16 protein-coding genes and 1 tRNA gene are annotated in these 18,554 nt (G+C 59.8%); 3 read left to right on the forward strand and 14 right to left on the reverse strand.

Annotation, left to right across the window (positions count from 1 at the left end):
- Positions 1 to 2 precede the first annotated feature (2 nt).
- From rlmH to OCW50_RS26660, 4 genes are all read right to left on the reverse strand, one after another.
- The gene (gene rlmH / locus OCW50_RS26645; protein WP_262299659.1) at positions 3 to 497 is read right to left on the reverse strand and encodes a 23S rRNA (pseudouridine(1915)-N(3))-methyltransferase RlmH; all 495 of its coding nucleotides are present in this window, start codon (positions 495 to 497) and stop codon (positions 3 to 5) included.
- Positions 498 to 512: 15 nt separating this feature from the next.
- The gene (gene rsfS / locus OCW50_RS26650) at positions 513 to 842 is read right to left on the reverse strand and encodes a ribosome silencing factor (protein ID WP_262271441.1); all 330 of its coding nucleotides are present in this window, start codon (positions 840 to 842) and stop codon (positions 513 to 515) included.
- Between the two features lie 150 nt (positions 843 to 992).
- On the reverse strand, positions 993 to 1,649 hold the full coding sequence (locus tag OCW50_RS26655) for a nicotinate-nucleotide adenylyltransferase (RefSeq protein ID WP_262271427.1): 657 nt from the start codon (positions 1,647 to 1,649) through the stop codon (positions 993 to 995).
- Complete coding sequence (locus OCW50_RS26660) at positions 1,646 to 2,887, reverse strand: glutamate-5-semialdehyde dehydrogenase (RefSeq protein WP_262299669.1); 1,242 nt, start codon at positions 2,885 to 2,887, stop codon at positions 1,646 to 1,648. Before OCW50_RS26660 ends, OCW50_RS26655 begins: the two co-directional genes overlap by 4 nt.
- Before the next feature lie 196 nt (positions 2,888 to 3,083).
- Here OCW50_RS26660 and OCW50_RS26665 point away from each other — a divergent pair, with 196 nt between their 5' ends.
- Entirely contained in the window at positions 3,084 to 3,854 is a 771-nt protein-coding gene (locus tag OCW50_RS26665; RefSeq protein ID WP_262271426.1) for a DUF72 domain-containing protein, read from the forward strand.
- Here the strand turns inward: OCW50_RS26665 and proB are convergent.
- The 5 genes from proB to rplU all read right to left on the reverse strand — a co-directional run bounded on the left by proB (position 3,824) and on the right by rplU (position 7,641).
- The gene (proB, locus tag OCW50_RS26670) at positions 3,824 to 4,939 is read right to left on the reverse strand and encodes a glutamate 5-kinase (RefSeq protein WP_262299660.1); all 1,116 of its coding nucleotides are present in this window, start codon (positions 4,937 to 4,939) and stop codon (positions 3,824 to 3,826) included. The genes OCW50_RS26665 and proB overlap by 31 nt on opposite strands.
- Positions 4,936 to 5,970, reverse strand: a complete 1,035-nt coding sequence (gene obgE, locus OCW50_RS26675) for a GTPase ObgE (protein ID WP_262271424.1) — start codon at positions 5,968 to 5,970, stop codon at positions 4,936 to 4,938. The genes proB and obgE overlap by 4 nt, the downstream gene beginning before the upstream one ends.
- A 149-nt stretch (positions 5,971 to 6,119) precedes the next feature.
- Positions 6,120 to 6,770 carry a GNAT family N-acetyltransferase gene (locus OCW50_RS26680; RefSeq protein WP_262271423.1) on the reverse strand — a complete coding sequence of 217 codons (651 nt, stop codon included), beginning with the start codon at positions 6,768 to 6,770 and terminating at the stop codon, positions 6,120 to 6,122.
- 178 nt (positions 6,771 to 6,948) lie between these two features.
- Positions 6,949 to 7,215 carry a 50S ribosomal protein L27 gene (gene rpmA, locus OCW50_RS26685; protein ID WP_036355650.1) on the reverse strand — a complete coding sequence of 89 codons (267 nt, stop codon included), beginning with the start codon at positions 7,213 to 7,215 and terminating at the stop codon, positions 6,949 to 6,951.
- 33 nt (positions 7,216 to 7,248) lie between these two features.
- Positions 7,249 to 7,641: a 50S ribosomal protein L21 gene (gene rplU, locus OCW50_RS26690; protein WP_262299661.1), complete on the reverse strand. Its 393-nt coding sequence runs from the start codon at positions 7,639 to 7,641 to the stop codon at positions 7,249 to 7,251.
- Positions 7,642 to 7,903: 262 nt separating this feature from the next.
- Here rplU and OCW50_RS26695 point away from each other — a divergent pair.
- Both OCW50_RS26695 and OCW50_RS26700 read left to right on the forward strand, forming a co-directional pair.
- Positions 7,904 to 7,993 (forward strand) — tRNA-Ser (locus OCW50_RS26695).
- Between the two features lie 361 nt (positions 7,994 to 8,354).
- Positions 8,355 to 10,805 carry a type IA DNA topoisomerase gene (locus OCW50_RS26700; RefSeq protein WP_262299662.1) on the forward strand — a complete coding sequence of 817 codons (2,451 nt, stop codon included), beginning with the start codon at positions 8,355 to 8,357 and terminating at the stop codon, positions 10,803 to 10,805.
- Between the two features lie 166 nt (positions 10,806 to 10,971).
- Here the strand turns inward: OCW50_RS26700 and OCW50_RS26705 are convergent, their stop codons facing one another.
- The 5 genes from OCW50_RS26705 to OCW50_RS26725 form a co-directional block, all read right to left on the reverse strand.
- On the reverse strand, positions 10,972 to 11,505 hold the full coding sequence (locus OCW50_RS26705) for a hypothetical protein (RefSeq protein ID WP_262299663.1): 534 nt from the start codon (positions 11,503 to 11,505) through the stop codon (positions 10,972 to 10,974).
- An 81-nt stretch (positions 11,506 to 11,586) separates the two neighbouring features.
- Positions 11,587 to 12,417 (reverse strand): gluzincin family metallopeptidase, encoded by an 831-nt coding sequence (locus tag OCW50_RS26710; protein ID WP_262299664.1) that lies wholly within the window; start codon positions 12,415 to 12,417, stop codon positions 11,587 to 11,589.
- 454 nt (positions 12,418 to 12,871) lie between these two features.
- Entirely contained in the window at positions 12,872 to 13,636 is a 765-nt protein-coding gene (locus tag OCW50_RS26715; RefSeq protein WP_262299665.1) for a TfuA-like protein, read from the reverse strand.
- A 39-nt stretch (positions 13,637 to 13,675) separates the two neighbouring features.
- Entirely contained in the window at positions 13,676 to 14,791 is a 1,116-nt protein-coding gene (locus OCW50_RS26720) for a YcaO-like family protein (protein WP_262299666.1), read from the reverse strand.
- Between the two features lie 65 nt (positions 14,792 to 14,856).
- On the reverse strand, positions 14,857 to 17,949 hold the full coding sequence (locus tag OCW50_RS26725) for an ATP-binding protein (RefSeq protein ID WP_262299667.1): 3,093 nt from the start codon (positions 17,947 to 17,949) through the stop codon (positions 14,857 to 14,859).
- Positions 17,950 to 18,554 lie beyond the last annotated feature (605 nt).

Consider the following 18,554-nt stretch of genomic DNA (forward strand, 5'->3'; position numbering starts at 1 on the left):
CGTCAGGAATCGTCGTGGCCGGCGCGATGATAAGGGTGTCCGGCCAGGATTGTCAGGGCTCTATAGAGCTGCTCGGCCACGAGCGCCCGCACGATCTGGTGCGGCATAGTGAGCGCCCCGAAGGACACGACCAGGTCGGCCCGCTGTCTCAGCCGGGGATCGAGCCCGTCGGGGCCGCCGATCACGCAGGCGACGCCGGAGCGGCCCTCGTCGCGCCATTGCCTGATGCGCTCGGCGAAGGCTTCGCTCGAAGGGCTCTTGCCGCGCTCGTCGAAGACGATCAGCACGGACGAGCCTGCCTTGTCGAGAAGGGCCTCGGCCTCTTCCGCGCGCCGGTCGTCCTCGCGGCGTGCCCGGCTCTCGGGCAATTCCACGATGTCGAACCCGCCCAGGCCCAGGGCACGACCCATGCCCTCGACCCGCTGCTTGTAACGTTCGACGAGCTCACGTTCGGGGCCGCTCTTGAGTCGGCCCACGGCCAGCAAGCTCAGTCGCACGAATCTTGCCTTGTGTTAGCTGACGCGGTCCTGCGGACGGTCGGCGCCCCACATCTTCTCGAGGTTGTAGAAGCCACGCACCTCGGGACGGAAAACGTGGATGAGCACGTCGCCGGCATCGATCAGCACCCAGTCGCAGGCGGGCAGCCCCTCCACGCGCGCATTCCCGAACCCCTTGTCCTTCAGGTCCTTGATCACGCGGTCGGCGATGGCGCCCACATGGCGATCGGAACGGCCCGATGTCACGATCATGGTGTCGGCAAGGGAGGTCTTTCCGGCCAGGTCGATCTCGACCGTGTTTTCGGCCTTCATGTCCTCGAGGGAGGCCAGGGCGACGGCCCGGATGTCCTCATCGTGCGGAGCGTCCGCTCCGGAGAGAGGCGGAAGCGGGTTCTTGTCCGCTTCGACGGAAGATAGTCGGTTCAGGTTCAGACCCTTTCTCAACGGCACTCGGAGGGTGCCGACCCTTAAGATAATGCGGGAAGGCCCCAATTTTCAACGCCTTCCGACAGGAGAAGTTCGTCTCATCTGGCGCAGCTTCGTGGATGACAGGTGGGATCGGGGGCCGTGCAGGAACACCCAGGCCGGCGGCTCGAGCCCTGGCAGGGCAAGGGCTTCGTTCTCGCCGATCCGGCTGGAGGACAGGGCGGTGGCGCTGCGGGAGCGGGCCGCCTTCAGGGTCCAGCCGGGCCGGTCGATCACGGCCATGGGCATCATCCCGGCGATGCGCCGCCAGCCCCGCCACCGGTGGAAGCTCGCCAGATTGTCGGCGCCCATGATCCAGACGAACCGAACCCCCGGATACCGGCGCTTGAGATAGGCCAGGGTGTCGACCGTATAGCGGGCTCCGATTTCCTCCTCGAAGGCGGTCACGTCGATGCGCGGGTCGTCGGAGACCCGCCTGGCCTCCTCGACGCGCATTTCGGTCGTGGCCAGCTCGCCCGTATCCTTCAGGGGATTGCCCGGGGTGACGATCCACCAGACCCGGTCGAGACCCAGCCGCTTCAGGGCCATGAGGCTCACGTGGCGATGCCCGGCATGGGCCGGGTTGAACGATCCGCCGTAGAGGCCGATCCGCATGCCGGCGGCGGCCCGCGGCAGACGGGTCAGGCCCGAGGGCCTGAGGCGGAAGCGGGACGAGGCCGGCTTCACGGGCGCGTCTGGCCCGCGCCGCGGATGCGATACTTGAAAGAGGTCAGCTGCTCGACGCCGACCGGCCCCCGGGCATGCATGCGCCCCGTGGCGATGCCGATCTCGGCGCCGAACCCGAATTCGCCGCCGTCCGCGAACTGGGTCGAGGCATTGTGGAGCACGATGGCGGAATCGACCTCGGCCAGGAAGCGCTCGGCCGCCGCGTCATCGTCGGTCACGATGGAATCCGTATGGTGGGAGCCGTAAGCCTCGATATGGGCGGTTGCCGCCTCCAGGCCGTCCACAACCCGGGCCGCGATGATCGCGTCGAGATATTCGGTGCGCCAGTCGTCCTCCGTGGCCGGCGTCACGCGCGGGTCGACCGCCTGCACGGCCTCGTCGCCGCGCACGGCGCAGCCCGCATCGAGCAGCATGGAGATCAGGGGCCCCAGATGGGTCTCGGCGCAAGCCCGATCCACCAGCAGCGTCTCGGCCGCGCCGCACACGCCCGTGCGGCGCATCTTGGCGTTCAGCACGACGGCCTTGGCCATCTCGAGATCGGCCCCGGCATGCACATAGACGTGGTTGAGGCCCTCCAGATGCGCGAAGACCGGCACCCGCGCCTCCTCCTGGACCCTGGCCACGAGGCTTTTTCCCCCCCGGGGCACGATCACGTCGAGATGGCCGCCGAGCCCCGACAGCATGGCGCCGACCGCCGCCCGGTCGCGGGTCGGCACGAGACGGATCGCGTCCCGCGGCAGGCCGGCCCGTTCCAGCCCCTCGCCCATCGCCTCGGCGATGGCGAGCGACGTGCGGAAGCTCTCGGAGCCGGCGCGCAGGATCGCGGCATTGCCGGCCTTGAGGCAAAGGGCGCCCGCGTCCGCCGTCACGTTGGGACGGCTCTCGAAGATCACGCCGATCACGCCGAGCGGGGTCGCCACCCGCTCGATGACAAGCCCGTTCGGCCGCTCGAATCGCGCAAGCACGCGCCCGATCGGATCCGGGAGCGCCGCGATGCTCTCGACGGCCCCCGCGATGGCTTCGAGACGGTTCGGGTCGAGAACGAGCCGGTCGATGAAGGCGCCGCTCTGGCCCTTGGCCGTCGCGTCGGCGAGATCCTCGGCGTTGGCGGCCAGGATGGCATCCGCCCGGGCGCGGATGCAGGCCGCCATCGCCCGAAGCGCCGCGTTCTTGTCGTCGGCCTTTGCCAGCGCGACCTGCCTGGCCGCGGCGCGCGCGCGCCGGCCGAGTTCGGCCATGAGGGCCGGAACGTCCGGATCTCCAACCAATGGCGCACCTGGCGCGTTGAGGTGGTCAGCAAGCACTTCTGCAATCAAGGCGCGAATCTCATCCATGTCCAAGTCCCGGCCCCTGACGGTTGCAGGGGAAATACGCCACTCAGCACCCATAGCACGTCCGGCGGCTTCACAGCCAAGCCGCACGGTCTCATCGGCCATGACGAAGACGGAGATCCGGATCGGGACATCGGGCTGGCACTACAGGTCCTGGCACGGACCTTTCTACCCGGCGCGCCTGAAGATCAAGGATTTCCTCTCCTATTACGTCCAGCGCTTCGATAGCGCCGAGATCAACAACTCCTTCTACCGTCTCCCGACCGAGCAGGCCGTCAGGGCCTGGCACGACGCCACGCCGGAAGGCTTCCTGTTCGCCTGGAAGGCGTCGCGCTTCATCACGCACATGAAGCGGCTGAAGGGGATCGAGGAGAGCATCGATCTCGTCTTCGGCCGCATGAACGGCCTGGGCGACACGTTCGGCCCGGTCCTGTTCCAGCTGCCGCCCACGTTCAGGGCCGACGACGAGACGCGGGAGCGGGTGGCGCGCTGCCTGTCGCTGGTCCCCGGGGGCCGCCGCTGCGCCTTCGAGTTCCGCCACCCGAGCTGGTACGAGGAATCCGTGTTCCGCATCCTGCGGGACCATAACGCGGCGCTCTGCATCTCCGACCACGCGGATGCGCCGGCGCCCTGGGTGGCGACGGCGGATTTCGTCTATGTGCGGGCGCATGGAACCAACGGACGCTATGCGGGCAGCTATTCGACCGAGACCCTGCAGGATTGGTCGCGACGGGCCGGCGAATGGCAGCGCGGCGGCCGCAGCGTCTATGTCTATTTCGACAACGACATCAAGAGTGCCGCTCCCGGGGACGCCCAGGCTCTGCTGCAGCTTCTGTCGTCCGATCAGTCGCTCAGCGCCATGTCGTCCCGGTGAATCATCTCGGCCCTGCCGGGATAGCCAAGGATTCCTTCGATCTCGCGGCTGGGGCGGCCGATGATGCGCGCCGCATCCTCGACATCGTAGGCCACGAGGCCCCGGCCGAGCACCCGGGTCTCGCTGCGGATCGTCACCGCATCGCCGCGATGGAAGCTGCCCTCGATCCGACGCACCCCCACCGGCAGCAGGCTCGCGCCGGCCTGGAGCGCGCGGGCGGCGCCCTCGTCCACGTAGAGCGTCCCGCGGGGTTCGAGCGCGCCGGCGATCCAGGTCTTGCGCGCCGTCGCCGGATTGGACGGCGTCAGGAACCAGCTGCAGCGCCCGCCCTCGGCGATGCGCTTCAGCGGGTTCTTCGTGCGGCCGTCCGCGATGATCATATGGGTGCCGCCGGCTGTCGCGATCTTGCCCGCCTCGACCTTCGTGCGCATGCCCCCGCGCGACAGCTCGGAGGCTGCCCCGCCGGCCATGGCCTCGATGGAAGGCGTGATCCGCTCGACCACCGGAATGTGCTCGGCATCGGGATTGGATGCGGGCGGCGCCGTATAGAGTCCGTCGATATCGGAGAACAGCACCAGGAGATCGGCCCCGATCATGGTGGCGACGCGCGCCGCCAGGCGGTCGTTGTCGCCGTAGCGGATCTCCGAGGTCGCAACCGTGTCGTTCTCGTTGATCACCGGCACGGCCCGCATCTCGAGGAGCTTCAGGGTCGTGGCCCGGGCATTGAGGTAACGCCGCCGCTGCTCGGTGTCGGCGAGCGTCACGAGGATCTGGCCGGCCGTGATGCCGTGATGCGCCAGCACCTCCGACCAGGTGCGGGCGAGCGCGATCTGCCCGACGGCCGCGGCAGCCTGGCTCTCCTCCAGGCGCAGGGGGCCGGCGGGCAGCCCCAGAACGGTGCGCCCCATGGCGATGGCCCCGGAGGAGACCACGAGAACGTCGGCGCCTCTCGCGTGAAGATCCGCGATGTCCTCGGCGAGCGCCGCAAGCCAGGCGTGGTTCAGCCGTCCGCGGGCCCGGTCGACCAGCAGGGCGGATCCGACCTTCAGGACGACGCGGCGGAATTGGCCGAGCTCCGGGGTCACGGATGCCACTCCGCCTGCGGGGCGGCGGGCTCCTCTTCGGCCCTGGCCTGATCGATCACGGTGAGCAGCGCCTGGAGCACCTCCTGCACACCCTGCCCGGACGCCGAGGAGACGACGTAAGGGGTCTGTTTCGAGGCCTTCTTGAGCTTCTTCAGCTGCTCCTTGAGCGTCTCCTCGTCCAGGGCGTCGGCCTTGGACAGGGCAACGATCTCGGGCTTCTCCGACAGGCCGTGGCCATAGGCCTCGATCTCATGCCGGACGGTCCTGTAGGCCTCCCCGGCATCCTCGCTCGTCCCCTCGACCAGGTGCAGCAGAACCCGGCAGCGCTCCACATGGCTCAGGAAGCGGTCGCCCAGGCCGACGCCCTCGGAGGCTCCCTCGATCAGGCCGGGAATATCCGCCAGCACGAACTCGCGCCCGTAGGCGCGCACGACGCCGAGCCCCGGGTGGAGGGTGGTGAAGGGGTAATCGGCGATCTTGGGCTTGGCCGCCGTCACGGTGGCGAGAAAGGTGGACTTGCCCGCATTGGGAAGTCCGACCAGCCCGGCATCGGCGATCAGCTTGAGACGCAGGATGAGCGTGCGCTCCTGGCCTTCCTGGCCGGGATTGGCCCGGCGGGGAGCGCGGTTCGTCGAGGTAGTGAAATAGGCGTTGCCGAAGCCGCCGTTGCCGCCCTTCGCCAGCAGGACCCTCTGGCCCACATGGGTCATGTCGGCGATGACGGTCTCGCCGTCCTCCTCCAGGATCTCGGTGCCGGCCGGCACCTTGAGAATCGCGTCGGCCCCCTTGGCCCCGTGCCGGTTCTTGCCCATGCCGTGGCCACCGGTCTTGGCCTTGAAGTGCTGCTGGTAGCGGTAGTCGATGAGGGTGTTCAGACCCTCGACGCATTCCGCCCAGACGTCGCCGCCGCGGCCGCCGTCGCCGCCGTCCGGCCCGCCGAACTCGATGAACTTTTCACGGCGGAACGACACGGCGCCGCCGCCGCCGTTGCCGGAACGGATATAGATCTTGGCTTGGTCGAGAAATTTCATAACCCGCATCCTTTACGGGACTGGAGCATTTTTCGCAAAGAGCCGATCAGGCCCTGTGGTTCAGACAAGGCTCCCGTCCGCGATGGTCTGCGGGAGCAACGCGGATAAAAGCGAAGCGCTCCCGTGATCACGGGAGCGCTCCCTTGGTTTCAGCTCGCGAGGGACAGCCCCCGGTCCACCTCGATCTCGACGGACAGAGGCTCCCGCACGAGGCCGGTATGGCTCCAGCTCTTCAGGCTCTCCCAGGCCCGCCGGTCGAGGCGGAAATGGTCGGCCGGGTAGAGCCCTCCCCGGGCGGGCAGCTCGACCAGGCCGGCGCCCTGATAGGCGAAGCCGCACTTCTCCAGGACCCGCCGGGAGGCCGGGTTGATGACCCGGGTCGACGCGGTGAGCTCATCCCCCTCGCCATAGGCGAAGAAGGCGTCGATCAGCGCTCTCGCCGCCTCGGTGGCGTAGCCCTTTCCCCAGTAGGGGGTGCCGAGCCAGTAGCCGAGGCTGGGCTTGCCCGTCTCCGGGTCCGGTCCGATGCCCACCATGCCGATCAGGCTGTTGGGCTTGCCCTTGGGCGTGATGGCGAGCTGCAGGCCATGGCCGTCCGCATTGGACCGCCGGGACATGAAGATAAATCGCTCGGCGTCGTCCGGGTGATACGGATGCGGAATGCGCGCCGTCATCTCCGCGACCGATTTCTCACCGGCAAGGCGTACGATGGCTTGGGCATCCGCGAGACGGGCCCAGCGGAGCCAGAGGCCGCGGGTCTCGAGGCGGAAAACATCGTCACGGGTGAGGTCGGGAAACATCGTCTTGCTCCGATCCGGTGGGCCCTCCCTGGGCCCAAGAAATGACGAAGGGGAGGTGGACATCCCACCTCCCCTGTCAGTTTCGGATTGGAGCTTGGCCTTTTGGGCCTGTCTGGAGCTCTTCACCCGCCGGGTCGGTGTGATGCCGGCGGGAGCTCCTTCGTTTCGCTCTCGCCGTTTACTCTGCGGCCTCTTGGGCCGGTACGACCGATACAAAGGCTCGGCCTTGACGCGTCAGGAATCGGACTCGGCCATTGGCCGTGGCAAAGAGGGTATGGTCTTTGCCCATGCCGACATTGGCGCCGGCATGCCATTTGGTGCCGCGCTGACGAATAATGATGTTGCCGGCGACGACCTGCTGATCGCCGAACCTCTTGACGCCCAGACGACGGCCTGCCGAGTCGCGACCGTTGCGAGACGAACCGCCTGCTTTTTTGTGAGCCATGGGTTACTCCCGTGTTCCTGTGTTGCCTTGCGCTTATTCAGCGGTGGCCGGCGCAGCCTCGTCAGCCGCAGCCTTGGTGGTCTTCTTCGCCGCAGCCTTCTTGGGCGTTTCGCCACCGGCGAGGATCTCGGTGATCCGCACCACGGTGTAGTCCTGGCGATGCCCGCGCTTGCGGCGCGAATTCTGACGGCGGCGCTTCTTGAAGGAGATGACCTTCTCGCCGCGGGTGTGTTCCACCACCTCGCCCGCCACGGTCACGCCCTCGACGAGGGGAGCGCCCACCTGGGTCGAACCGTCGTTCGTGACCATGAGAACGTGGTCGAAGGTGACGGCGGTGCCAGGCTCGCCTGCGAGCGTGGCGACGGTGATGACGTCGTTGGCGGCAACGCGATACTGCTTGCCGCCGGTCTTGATCACTGCGAACATCTGATCCTCGTGTTCAAACCCAATTCTCAGCGGGGGAAGCCCCACCGGATTGGCTTTTTGGCAGTTTCCGGCTTCGGTTCACGGCGGGCTTGAGCCGCCGCATGGATACGAGCAGGCACGCGGGCCCGCTCATAGATGACGCCTACCTACGGGCTGCCCTCTCCTTTGTCAATCAAAAACCTGATTTTTGGTGCTTGAAGACCCGCCAAGCCCATGATATCCACCCGGCCTCAACCAGCGGGCTTAGACGCCTTCGCACCCCGGAGAGGTGGCAGAGTGGTTGAATGCACCGCACTCGAAATGCGGCATACGGGCAACCGTATCGGGAGTTCGAATCTCCCCCTCTCCGCCATTTAATTCAGTTAAGTCAGCAGGTTAGTCTAGGCTACCTCCGCCATAGAACTGAAGCTTGAGCGGCAATTTCTCGCCTGATCAGTAGCGGCCACAATCGCGGCACTCTTCCTGACATTTGTTGCCGTTTAGGTAAGACCGGTCCTTCCAATAATATTGCATCTGTGGGCGCGGGTTCTGACGCACGGCAGAAAAGGCATGTCTGCAATTGAGTGACAGTGCCGTTAAGGGCCGCTCAGCTGTCGCCCTATCCTCCATTGACCAGCAACGTCCCTGCGGGTAACGTTCTCTATTCGTTCACGGCGGGCTTAGTAACCCAGCTTTGGGCTGCGTATCGCAATTGGACTGCATGACTGTAGGCTATGACTGCTCAATCAGCATCGCGCACGCTGTTCTTCTTTGAGAAGCCCTCGGCCATGCGCCAGCTGCAGCGATTCTTCAAATCGCCTACGACAATCTGTGTCTCAGCCGAGGGCCACCTCCTAGCTGCCGAGGAGCCCGGCAATGTGCGGGACGAATGGAAGTCTTGGCGCCTTGATACCCTGCCAATCGTGCTCGAGCGTATCCCTGTTACATATGGCACCAACCGCTCCGGTCAGTCGCACAAGCCAAAGATCGAGGCGATCAAGCAAGCTCTTCAGGGCGTGGAGCGCGTCATCATCGCCACCGACCCAGGCCGCGAGGGCTCGATGATTGCTTGGGAGGTGCTAGAGCATCTTGGCTATCGCGGTCGGGTAGATCGCCTCAAGCTGGGTGCTCTCGATGAAGTCTCAATCCGACGTGCCTTTGCAGCGATGGCCAAGGAGCCCGACTCGGGTGAGCGCGACTATGCCGCCTATCTTGAAGCCCTGTGCCGCCAATATGAGGACTACCACCTGGGGCTCAACGGCACGCGTGCAATCTCCTTAAGGCTCCGGCCGCCAGCTTTCAGACAGCCCTGGCGCTTCGGTGGTGTGCAGACTCCGACGCTCGCGATCCTGGCTGACCTCGAGAAGCGCATCCGTGATTTCGTCCCGCAGGATTATTTCAAGATTGCTCTGACTGTCGCGACAGATGGCGGAGCTGAGATCACCCTCTGGCACGCACCAAAGGACAAAATCCTCGACAAGCAGGTGGCCGAGGCGATTCAGCAGGCCGCCATTTCCTGGTCAGGCCCGCTTGGCGTCGAGCAGAAGGACGTGCGCCGGGTGCCCCCTCGTCTATTCTCAAAAGATACCCTCGCCCGTCGCTGCGCCAAGCGCTTCGGCTGGGATCCTCAGCACACGGCGAAGCTGGCACAGGAGCTCTACGATCAGGGCTACCTGACCTATCCCCGCACTGAATCCGAGCACCTGCCCGAGAGTCAGACAGGCGATGCCAGTGCTGTGATCGGGAGTGTTGTCGGGGTACTGACTGATCTTGCCAGCCTAGTGCCAGCCGCGAGCAACCTCGTGTTCCGCAAGGGCAACAAGGGTCATTACGTCAAAGATCCGGGCGAGCACCATGCCATCGTGCCGCTGCGCAAGGTGCCGCAGCTAGGCAGTATTAGTGGAGAGCATCTCCGCCTCTGGGAGCTGGTCGCCAAGAGCTTTCTAGCAGCGCACCTGCCGGACGGCATCGACGCTCGCACTGCGGTCGCTGTTCAGGTCCCAACACCACCTGGTCTGAAGCGCTTCTCAGTCAGCGGCAGCGTGATCAAGTCTCCGGGCTGGCGGGCAGTGTATGGAGCCGAGGCTGACGAGGCGAATGAGGCTGTTCCGGGCAAGGCCAAGCCGGACGAGGAGCCCACCACCGGACGCCTCCCGCCCGTCCGCGACAAGGAGCCTGGAAAGGCAACTGACGCTCGAATTGAGACGGCCAAGACCGAGCCACCACGGCGGATCACGCGCGGTGAGTTGCCGGTCGTGATGGGCCGCCTCGTCGATCAGGTGGAAGACCCAACACTCAAAGCTGCTCTCGAGAACCCGGCCAACCCAAATGAGCCCAAGGGCCTCGGGACTGCCGCGACTCGCGACACGATCCTGCCCAAGCTCCAGAAGAGCCAGTATATTGAGTTGCTGAAGGGTAAGGACCCGCCGATCCAGGTGACGGAAGTTGGTCTCGCGTTCATTGCAGCCGTCCGGCATGTTTTTCCCGCCTATGGTGACCCGGTTGGCCGGGCGATGTTCGAGGCGGATTTAGCTGAGATCGGGCGTGCATCCACGCGAACTGAGGCGTTGGGCAGAGCCACGGCCTATCAGGAGCGAACCCGCAGCCGTGTCAGAGAGCTGATCACGACGATTGGACAATCGGGCACTGTTGCTCTGGATCCAGCGTGTCTCCCAACACCCTTCGCAGGGGATGGGAAGCCTCCGACAAAGGCGATGATCGCTTTCGCAACATCGATTGCCGCCCAGCGTGGCTTGAAGCTGCCCCGCGGGCTTAAAAGCAATAGCGCAATCTGCCGAGCCTTCCTTGATCAGCATGCCCCGCAACGATCATCTGGGCCTGCAAAGGACGCACCGCAGAGGGGGCCACGTCCTCCCAGTGAAGCAATGGTGCGCTATGCTCGGTCGCTTGCCGAGCAGCAGGGGAGTGAGTGTCCACCAGCAGTGTTAGCTGACTTTGCCGCTTGTCGAACTTTTCTCGACGAACACTCATCAAAAGCACAGCGTCCTAACGAAAAGAACCGGACTGTCACTCCCAAAGGCCGGCTTCCTGCTGTCCGGACGGGCAGTGCTAGTAATGGGCATAAGCGGGTGCCTGCGTCTGCAAGCAGACCTGCAGATACAAGAACTGAGGTCGCTCGTCGTCGCACACGAGCACGTACTGTAGTTTCCGGCAGAGACGACTAATCAAACGTCCTAAAGGCCAACAGCTAACGTGCGCTGGCCTTGAGTGTAACTGATTACCCCGAACATCCCGAGCTTCGATACTCAGCCGCTTCAATCATCGGAGAGAGTTCCTACCCACTACAAACGAGTTGATGAGAGTTCAGGATGCTTCACGGCATCACAAACTTCAATTACCCGACGGAGTCTGCAGGCGGCCACTTCGATGCGCCATCTGCATCGTCGAATTATAAGTATTAGGAGCGCGTCTACCAGGGGAATTAGCTTCGAGTATAAGCTTTTCAACAGAGCCAAAGTTCGGATTTAGTTCAATGAGAGTATCGAGCGAGCGGATCCGCCACATCGTATAGCCTGGAACAGTATCGAAGCCACACCCAACTGCCTCCATTCCTAGACCACCTGCACCACCTCTATATGGGTCGCTTGTAAACACAAAAAGGCGAGTTTTATCAAACCGATAGCAGTGACCCTCGTATGCATAGCCATAGATGGCAGCTATCGCAACTTCCCCGGGACCGAGATCTCGGTCAGCAGCATGATCGATATTCCCGACGGACAAAATAAGGCGCAGATCCGGACTCAAAGGCAGCAGCGCGAAATTCTCCCCCGCAATCGCGTTCAGCTTTACACCATATAATACGACTTCTTCTGCTGCGAACTCCCAGAAATTCCCGGGGGCAGGCAAATCCGAAGACGAAGACATTTTTACTCCTCCTGAAATTGGTCGCGATCCATCGGTCGAAACGGTTGGCGGCCGCAGCTTTGATTGATCTATCGCCATAGTCTACAGCAGCCCCCGCCACACAAAATTCAGATATACCTGGTCTGCAAAACGCCTAGCTCGACGTTTTGAGGCAGCCTCGATCAACGCTTCAGAAGCCAACGGAAATGAGAAGTTATCTGGGTCAAGGTAGAGCCAAGATCCAACAAAGATCTCGCCTACGATATCCCGTGCCTCCTCCAAAGCAGACTTTAATGCGAAGTGGCTCGTGTTATAGGCCTCGCGAAGCTGTATACCCTCTCGATCCAAATCCTCCTGCCCAAGATCTAACCGGACTTCTCGGAGCGCCCGGGTGTCTAAGGAAGCAAGCCCCCGTTCTACAAGAATCAACTGAAATATCTCGACGAGTGTGTCGAACAACGCACCACTAAATGGTCGAGATCGGTCATGAACCTCGTCTCCGACATCACTAATCCTAAGGGAATGGCTAAGCATCCGAACTTGCTTCTCATCTGACAACTCGGCAAGGCGATCCAACTCATTAGAAATGAGGAGATTGCCGCGAGTTCGTCGCAGGATGTGATCAAGGGCAGTATCGAAATTCAACAATCCGAGAAGCGAAGTGAAGTCTGCAGCCGCCTCGTGATAAGCAAGGAAGTCGATCGAGGGAGGGCTATAACGAGGCGCTCCTATTGCGCCCAACAATAATAGGTGACCTGTCTCATGCGCAATGGCGTCAAAGTTGAGCGCGAAAGGAAAGGGCTCGTGGCGTGTGCTGTCCTCACCGAGTTCAAGGTAGCCGTATCCAGACTGAGCATTGTCCCAATCTAACAATGGTATGACTTCGAGCCGCTCGTAGGTATCACTAAAGAACCATGGGACTTGGTATCCCATGTAACTTTCGCAGATATCCAACACTCGACGCACGCTTGCGAAAGTGTGCGCAGCGAGAAATTGACGGGTCCCGGGAAGGATTCCGTCAAAATGCCCGTCAGACCCAGCCTCGGCAGGGGGGAAAACATCGCCGATGAACGGGGGCAGATAGGGAGCAGAATATGGCTCCTTGGGCTGAAGCGGGTCCACAACGTAGAGACGATGGTCGGATGGCCCAACGCCCACGCTACCACGCGGAGTAGATATCCAAACTGGCTCCGGCTTCTCGTAGCCAGGGATAAATCGCGGCTGCGGAAAGATAAGGAATCGAGTTCCAAGGCGCTGCGAACTTGCGTCCCCTGAAAGATTAGACTCCCGGAGCATCTTCAACAGTCCTGCGCGAGATAGGTATTTAGTATTTCACACCCTTTGAAGTCTGTCACTCCAGCTCAGTCACAATTACTATCACTCACCACTAATTGCCAAGCCGCAGACCTGCGATTTCCAGGTCTGCGAGCCATGCATCCGTCATCCGAAAGGGTTGTGATGTAGATTTAAGCACAATCTTCGTATCTTTGTTACTTAGAGCAGACAACAACCCCTTCGCATCAGAGGCTTTTTGGTTGATAGCGTGATCTACAATCCATTCGGCGAGCCTTGACAGCGATTCGCGACTGTTAGCTGGCAGCTCCGTCTTCGCAGCTTCTAATATTGTCGAATACGTTCGATCACGGAAGTCCATTGCTCTCGCAATCCTAATCAAGGATTTATGGGTATCCTCGCAAATTACTCCCATCCGAGCAGCAAATCGTAGGGTCAAACGGATGTCGATTAGCGCCTCCGTCAGAGGCTGTGCGCCAATCTCAATCGGGCTCATTGCGACAGCGACCTCATCATCGTCAGCCCCGATAGTTGCTCGATACCAACGATAGATGAAGCCATACCCGGTCATGCCGAACTCGTGCAACTCCGCGGCTCGAAGCGCTCCAATGCTTGCAGCTCCAATAACCTGCACTCCCTTGCTGATCGCCCAAAGTAGCTCCTTGTGCCTTACAGCAGGCACACTGGCGAACGAGCCATCAATCAGAACGATAGTGCGTGGGTCATACATTTGAACTGCATTTACAACCGATCCTTGCTCAGCGGGCGGCAAGTAACAGCCACCGAGAATTCCTATTGCTGTATCTCTCTCTAAAGAAGGCCCCAGGAATACGACGGTATCATGTTGAGCAAAAGTCATGCTGGCCCCTCTTCTGAGCTTCATAAAAACCGTAAATCCTTATGGAGCGAGTCGCATACCCGGTGCTACCATTCTGATCACATGTATCCTGCTAGGGGGCTCGACGTAGAGGGGAACAACGATCGCCCGCTTCGCCCCTGCGTTACGCAAGGCACGAACCAGCCGCTGAGTGCTTCGATCGCAGTCGACACCTTTCTCGTTGGTCAACTCAGGAACCGCAATCACGTTCGTTGGCGCCTTGAGAAAGTCCCGCCATTCTGCAAGTTGACCTCTATAGTGCTCAATTGGATAGAGGTTCCGAGTGATATCCTCCCGAGCTCCTGCAATGGCTGTAAGGCGTCCCTGACACGCCTCCAAAAGAGCGCCTGCCAGCGCTTCATCATGGGTGAAGTGACATGCGTAACCGGCTCCGGGTAGTGGAGCAAGCTCATTGAAGCCCTGGCCTTCCATTACATGACAACAATAGATTGGGAGATCATGAGGTGCTGGAACGCGCCATATCCCTACTAATAAACCCGCTTCCTGGATTTTTTTAATCAACTTTGCTGAAAGTCCATTCGTCACGCTTGCTGGACTGACTTGAGTTTTATCGAAGAACTGATGCGTCCTCTGGGCGTTTGCGACGGCGTCTCTCTCGAGTAATTCAAGGGCAGCTTTGCAGAGTGCTTGGTAAAGGCTTTGGCCAGCACCTAGCCCAGTAGTTGAACGAGGGAAGAAGTCCGGATGAGGTGCTGGAACAGTGTATACTGTATCCACAAGGGCAAGCGGAACCCACATAGCCTCGTTTCTAAACAGATCCCAACCCTGCGACCAGCTGATCTGCACGGCTCTCCAACTGGGCTGAGCTCCAGCCAAAGTGGACGCGTCATAGAGATCACCGATCTTAGCGCCAAGCTCTGCGGCAGTTGTGTTTATCCTGTTGGGGCATGGAACCTCCCCCGCCCAAAGCTCCAGCGCCTCCATTAAAGCGGAAATTGTTGCTTGAAGGTAGTTGATACCCTTACCTTGCGTGACTGCATTTGATAAGGCAAGAGGCCTTGTGACCTGGATTACGGGGATGCGAACCCGATCCAACCGACTTATTGAACCAATCCGAGATATTCCAAAATCACGACGCCGACGTATCAGATCTTTAACTAGAACGATTGGCTGCACGGGCGGCAAATCGCTATCTAGCGCATCGGGAACGGAACAAACTGATGGCCAGCTACAATCCAAGTTCAAAGCCCCTCAGAACTCAATGCTATCAAGGCTTTTGAATCCTGAATTTTCTTTAGGATAGCACGGGCGTGCTGCGCATTAGCCGTTCGGACTGAAGAATTTAGGTCTGACGATATCTCACCAGGTTGGTAGCAAGCCGTCCATTTGAGCACAGCCCTCCGCCTATAAAGCTCTGCTAACCAGAAGGCGTCAACAGTTGCTAGCGAGTGCTCGATGGCTTTATCAAGGATCGTAAGTGCTTCCCCGAGGCTCCCGGATATCTCAGTCAGTTCCGCCAGCATATCGAGATAGATTGGCAAATCCTCCTCGGTCCCGACCTCCTTTTGAACACGTAATCCCTCGTGGATCAGATGAAGTCCGTCATCAGGTGCAGTGTCCGCTCTACACCAGCCTGCGAAGATGCTACTTTTTGCGATTGCGCCCGCCAATCCATGCTCGTTACCAATATCGCGGAGACGTTCGGACAATGAGCTTACCATCAACCGATCACGGCGATAGAACCCGTGAAGCATAGCCATATCAAGCGCATGGCATATACTCCCAACGTGGGCAATCTCATCCGCCCACCTTACTGCAGCTAGTGAACTTTCCGTTGAAGCATCGATCTCCCCAGTGAACCAAAGGGATTGAGCACGCTCTCCCAATGCGCAGACCTTCGCATCGTGTCCACCGTATCGGCCTCGGCTGACAATCGCTCGGTCAGGATCGTAAAGTTTGAGACCGTGCTCTATGCACTTGAGGCATGCATAGTGAGCGCCTGAATGAAAGTTGGCGGCCCAGGCGCAGTGGAAGCTCTGCAGTCTTATCTCGGGATCTTGCGAGTTTTCTAAATCACTGACGATGATTTTTGATCGGCCTCGGCGTGTATCAAAATCTGGTGACGTGAACCACCACCCCCAATATAGCGGGAACCACTTCTCAGGATTACCCATCTCCCCTTCACGACAAATTGCGATGCCTCTCTCATATATGCTGCGAGCTTCGCTAGAGCCTGTGCCATAGATCGCTGTCGCAATTGTTCCTCTCAGAGTAAGAACTTTGAGCAAGACGTCACGGACCGCTTCTTCTGCACTACAAGCATCAAGCTGCGCTTCTGCGAGTATAAGCAATTGTTCAGCCTCACGAAGGGCAGACCGTGTGGCACAGGCTTCGGCCGCATTCAAAGCGAACCGCGCCGCCTCATAATGCCGGCCTGATTTTTCGCAATGCCAAGCCATTATTTCATCAGGCATAGATGCTAGTTGCCCGGCAAGACATGCTCGAACAATCCGGTCGTGCTGAGTCACTCGATCAGCCTTCAACATACTGTCGTATGCTGCTTCTTGTAGAAGCAAATGGCGAAACGAGAAGACGGGGTTGCTGAGATCAGGGACTCGCACTTCGATTATGCCAAGTCTCCGCAGCTGCTCCAGTCCACTAGTAAGTTGAGTGTCCCCTATCGTTTCACGGCAAATCGGCACGAGATTCTGCAATGTGAAGTCACGACCAAATACGCTTGCGACTTGCGCAATGCGCCGCGCAGGACCTGCTGCTGAGAGACGCGCAGCCAAAAGATCGCTAAGGGACATAATTTGACTGCCACGCAGGATCCTCTCAGCTGCACTTAGATTAATCGAAGAACCATTCCCAAGTTGATCTTGTAGCAGCCGAACGAACTCTTCGACGAACAACGGAATGCCGTCGCTGCGCTGAAAGATAAGAGATATTAGCGGTTCGCTCCCTACAGGGACTCCAAGCCGCAGAACCATCTCCTTAACAGAGGCCCTGTCAAGTGGAGCTAAGGCCACTTTCTGAACATGTTCCGCCGCAAAGCGTGAAAGATCGGCTTCATCTCTCGACGTTATGATCAAAAGCAAAGGTAGCTTTTTCAATTTCCCAATTAGGTCGTCGACAACATACCGGGTGAGCGTATCAGCCCATTGAAAGTCCTCAATGGCGATTACTTGTGGGCGGACCTTACAGGCAGCAGACAACAAGTCTAAGATCGCGTCGACCGCTCTTGCCGCAAAATCCGGGTCAGGCTGCGGATCCAAGCATTTTTCAGAACTAGGCCGCTCGCCAAGTGGGTGGTTGAGCAGAAACTCAATTGTTTCTACACTTTCGCGCTTGTGACCGGGTGAGATCGTATCGAAATAACCTTCAAGATCTCGCCCTGCAACGGACGAGCTTCGATTGGTGCGGTTTCGCACTTCGCGTTGCAATCGATCAATGAAAGGATGTAGTGGGCGGGAGTTGCCTCTCGGTTGGCACTGATAAAGGCGAACTATTGATAAATGGGGCTCAAGATCCCTACTTAACTCCGCCAGAAGCCGCGACTTACCCACACCTGGCTCGCCAACGATGATGATAGCTTGCCCGACTCCGTGGGTTGCTTGGCGCCAAAGGCGCCTACATTCCTGCATCTCATCGGTTCGCGACACAAATGGTGTGGCCTGACTGCGATAAGTCGAAAACCGATCAATAACCTCGCGATGCCTTAAAGGGCGCCAGAGTCGTTGAGGACTAGCAAACCCTTTTAGGATTTTCATACCAATCAACTCGTATTCGAAAGCAGATTTTGTTAGCTGATAGGTAGACTCTGCAACTGCAATGCTGTTGGCTTCGACCTCCGATTGTATTCGAGAGGCTAAATTCAGAGCCAAACCAACGAATTGTCTATCAGTTGAGTTCTCCGTATTTGCTGGATTTAGCAGAACGACGCCAGTAGCTATCCCAAACCGGACGCCAATGTATTGTCCCCGGATTACCGTTTTTGAATCTTGGCAACGTCGGAGAGCGATAAGGGCAGCTGTCACCGCGCAGTATGCAGCATCCTCGGTAGGGGCTGGGTATCCGAAGAACGCGAGTCCGCCATCACCTTGGACCTGACCTAAGTAGCCGCCCTGCTCTTCGATAGAAGACTGAATTTGTTTGTGAACGACAAGTAGAGCCTGATGAAAATCCTCCGGATCAACTAAATTCAAGAGGGCTGTTGAATTCACAATATCGTAGAATAGAGAAGTTATATTTCGGCGCTCGCCAGCAGCCTCTTCGCCAGCGTTTGATGCATGGCGCGGGTCTATGGGGTCGCTGTAGTTAGACGAACGCGTCATAATGACCATGTCCCACTACGTCAGGAGGGTCAGAGTTCACCATAGCTGCCGTGGAGCGATGCAGCGTCGGTTCTGAGCTCAATGTATATTAAGCCAATCCAAGGTTCCGCCAAGACCAAGGCGGTCACGCGTTACACATGAAAATGGGTGGGTAGCTCGTATGTAGAATGTTGTAAGGCTATACATTATCTTCAAGGCTCCTTGCTGTGGTTCAAAGCTCCAGGCGGGCTGAGAGGGCAGCCCTGTTACAGGCATTAGACAAGTGTAGATTCAATCGGCACGTCAGCAGGTCATGTATATCGCATTCGTAGTGCGCCATACGCGAACACTCACCCGATCTCTACGAACCGCCTAAACGTCTGATAACTCAGGTCGTCCTCGCGCCGAATGCATTGTTCCCGCTGTGCATGTTCAGGTTTCTGTCCACGGCTGCGCATTTGCGGCGCAACCGTAGGCGGCGGGAAAACCCTTGGCGGCCCTAGGTCCAATCGACATTCAGGATTCACTTTGAGGGTGATTTGTGATTCCTGGGGCCCTGGATTTGCTGATCTGGTGCCTGACCCATGGCCAAGCCGAAGCGTTATGAGCTGACAGCCGTCCAGTGG

The sequence above is a fragment of the Microvirga sesbaniae genome (assembly GCF_025460805.1).
GTDB lineage: Bacteria > Pseudomonadota > Alphaproteobacteria > Rhizobiales > Beijerinckiaceae > Microvirga > Microvirga sesbaniae.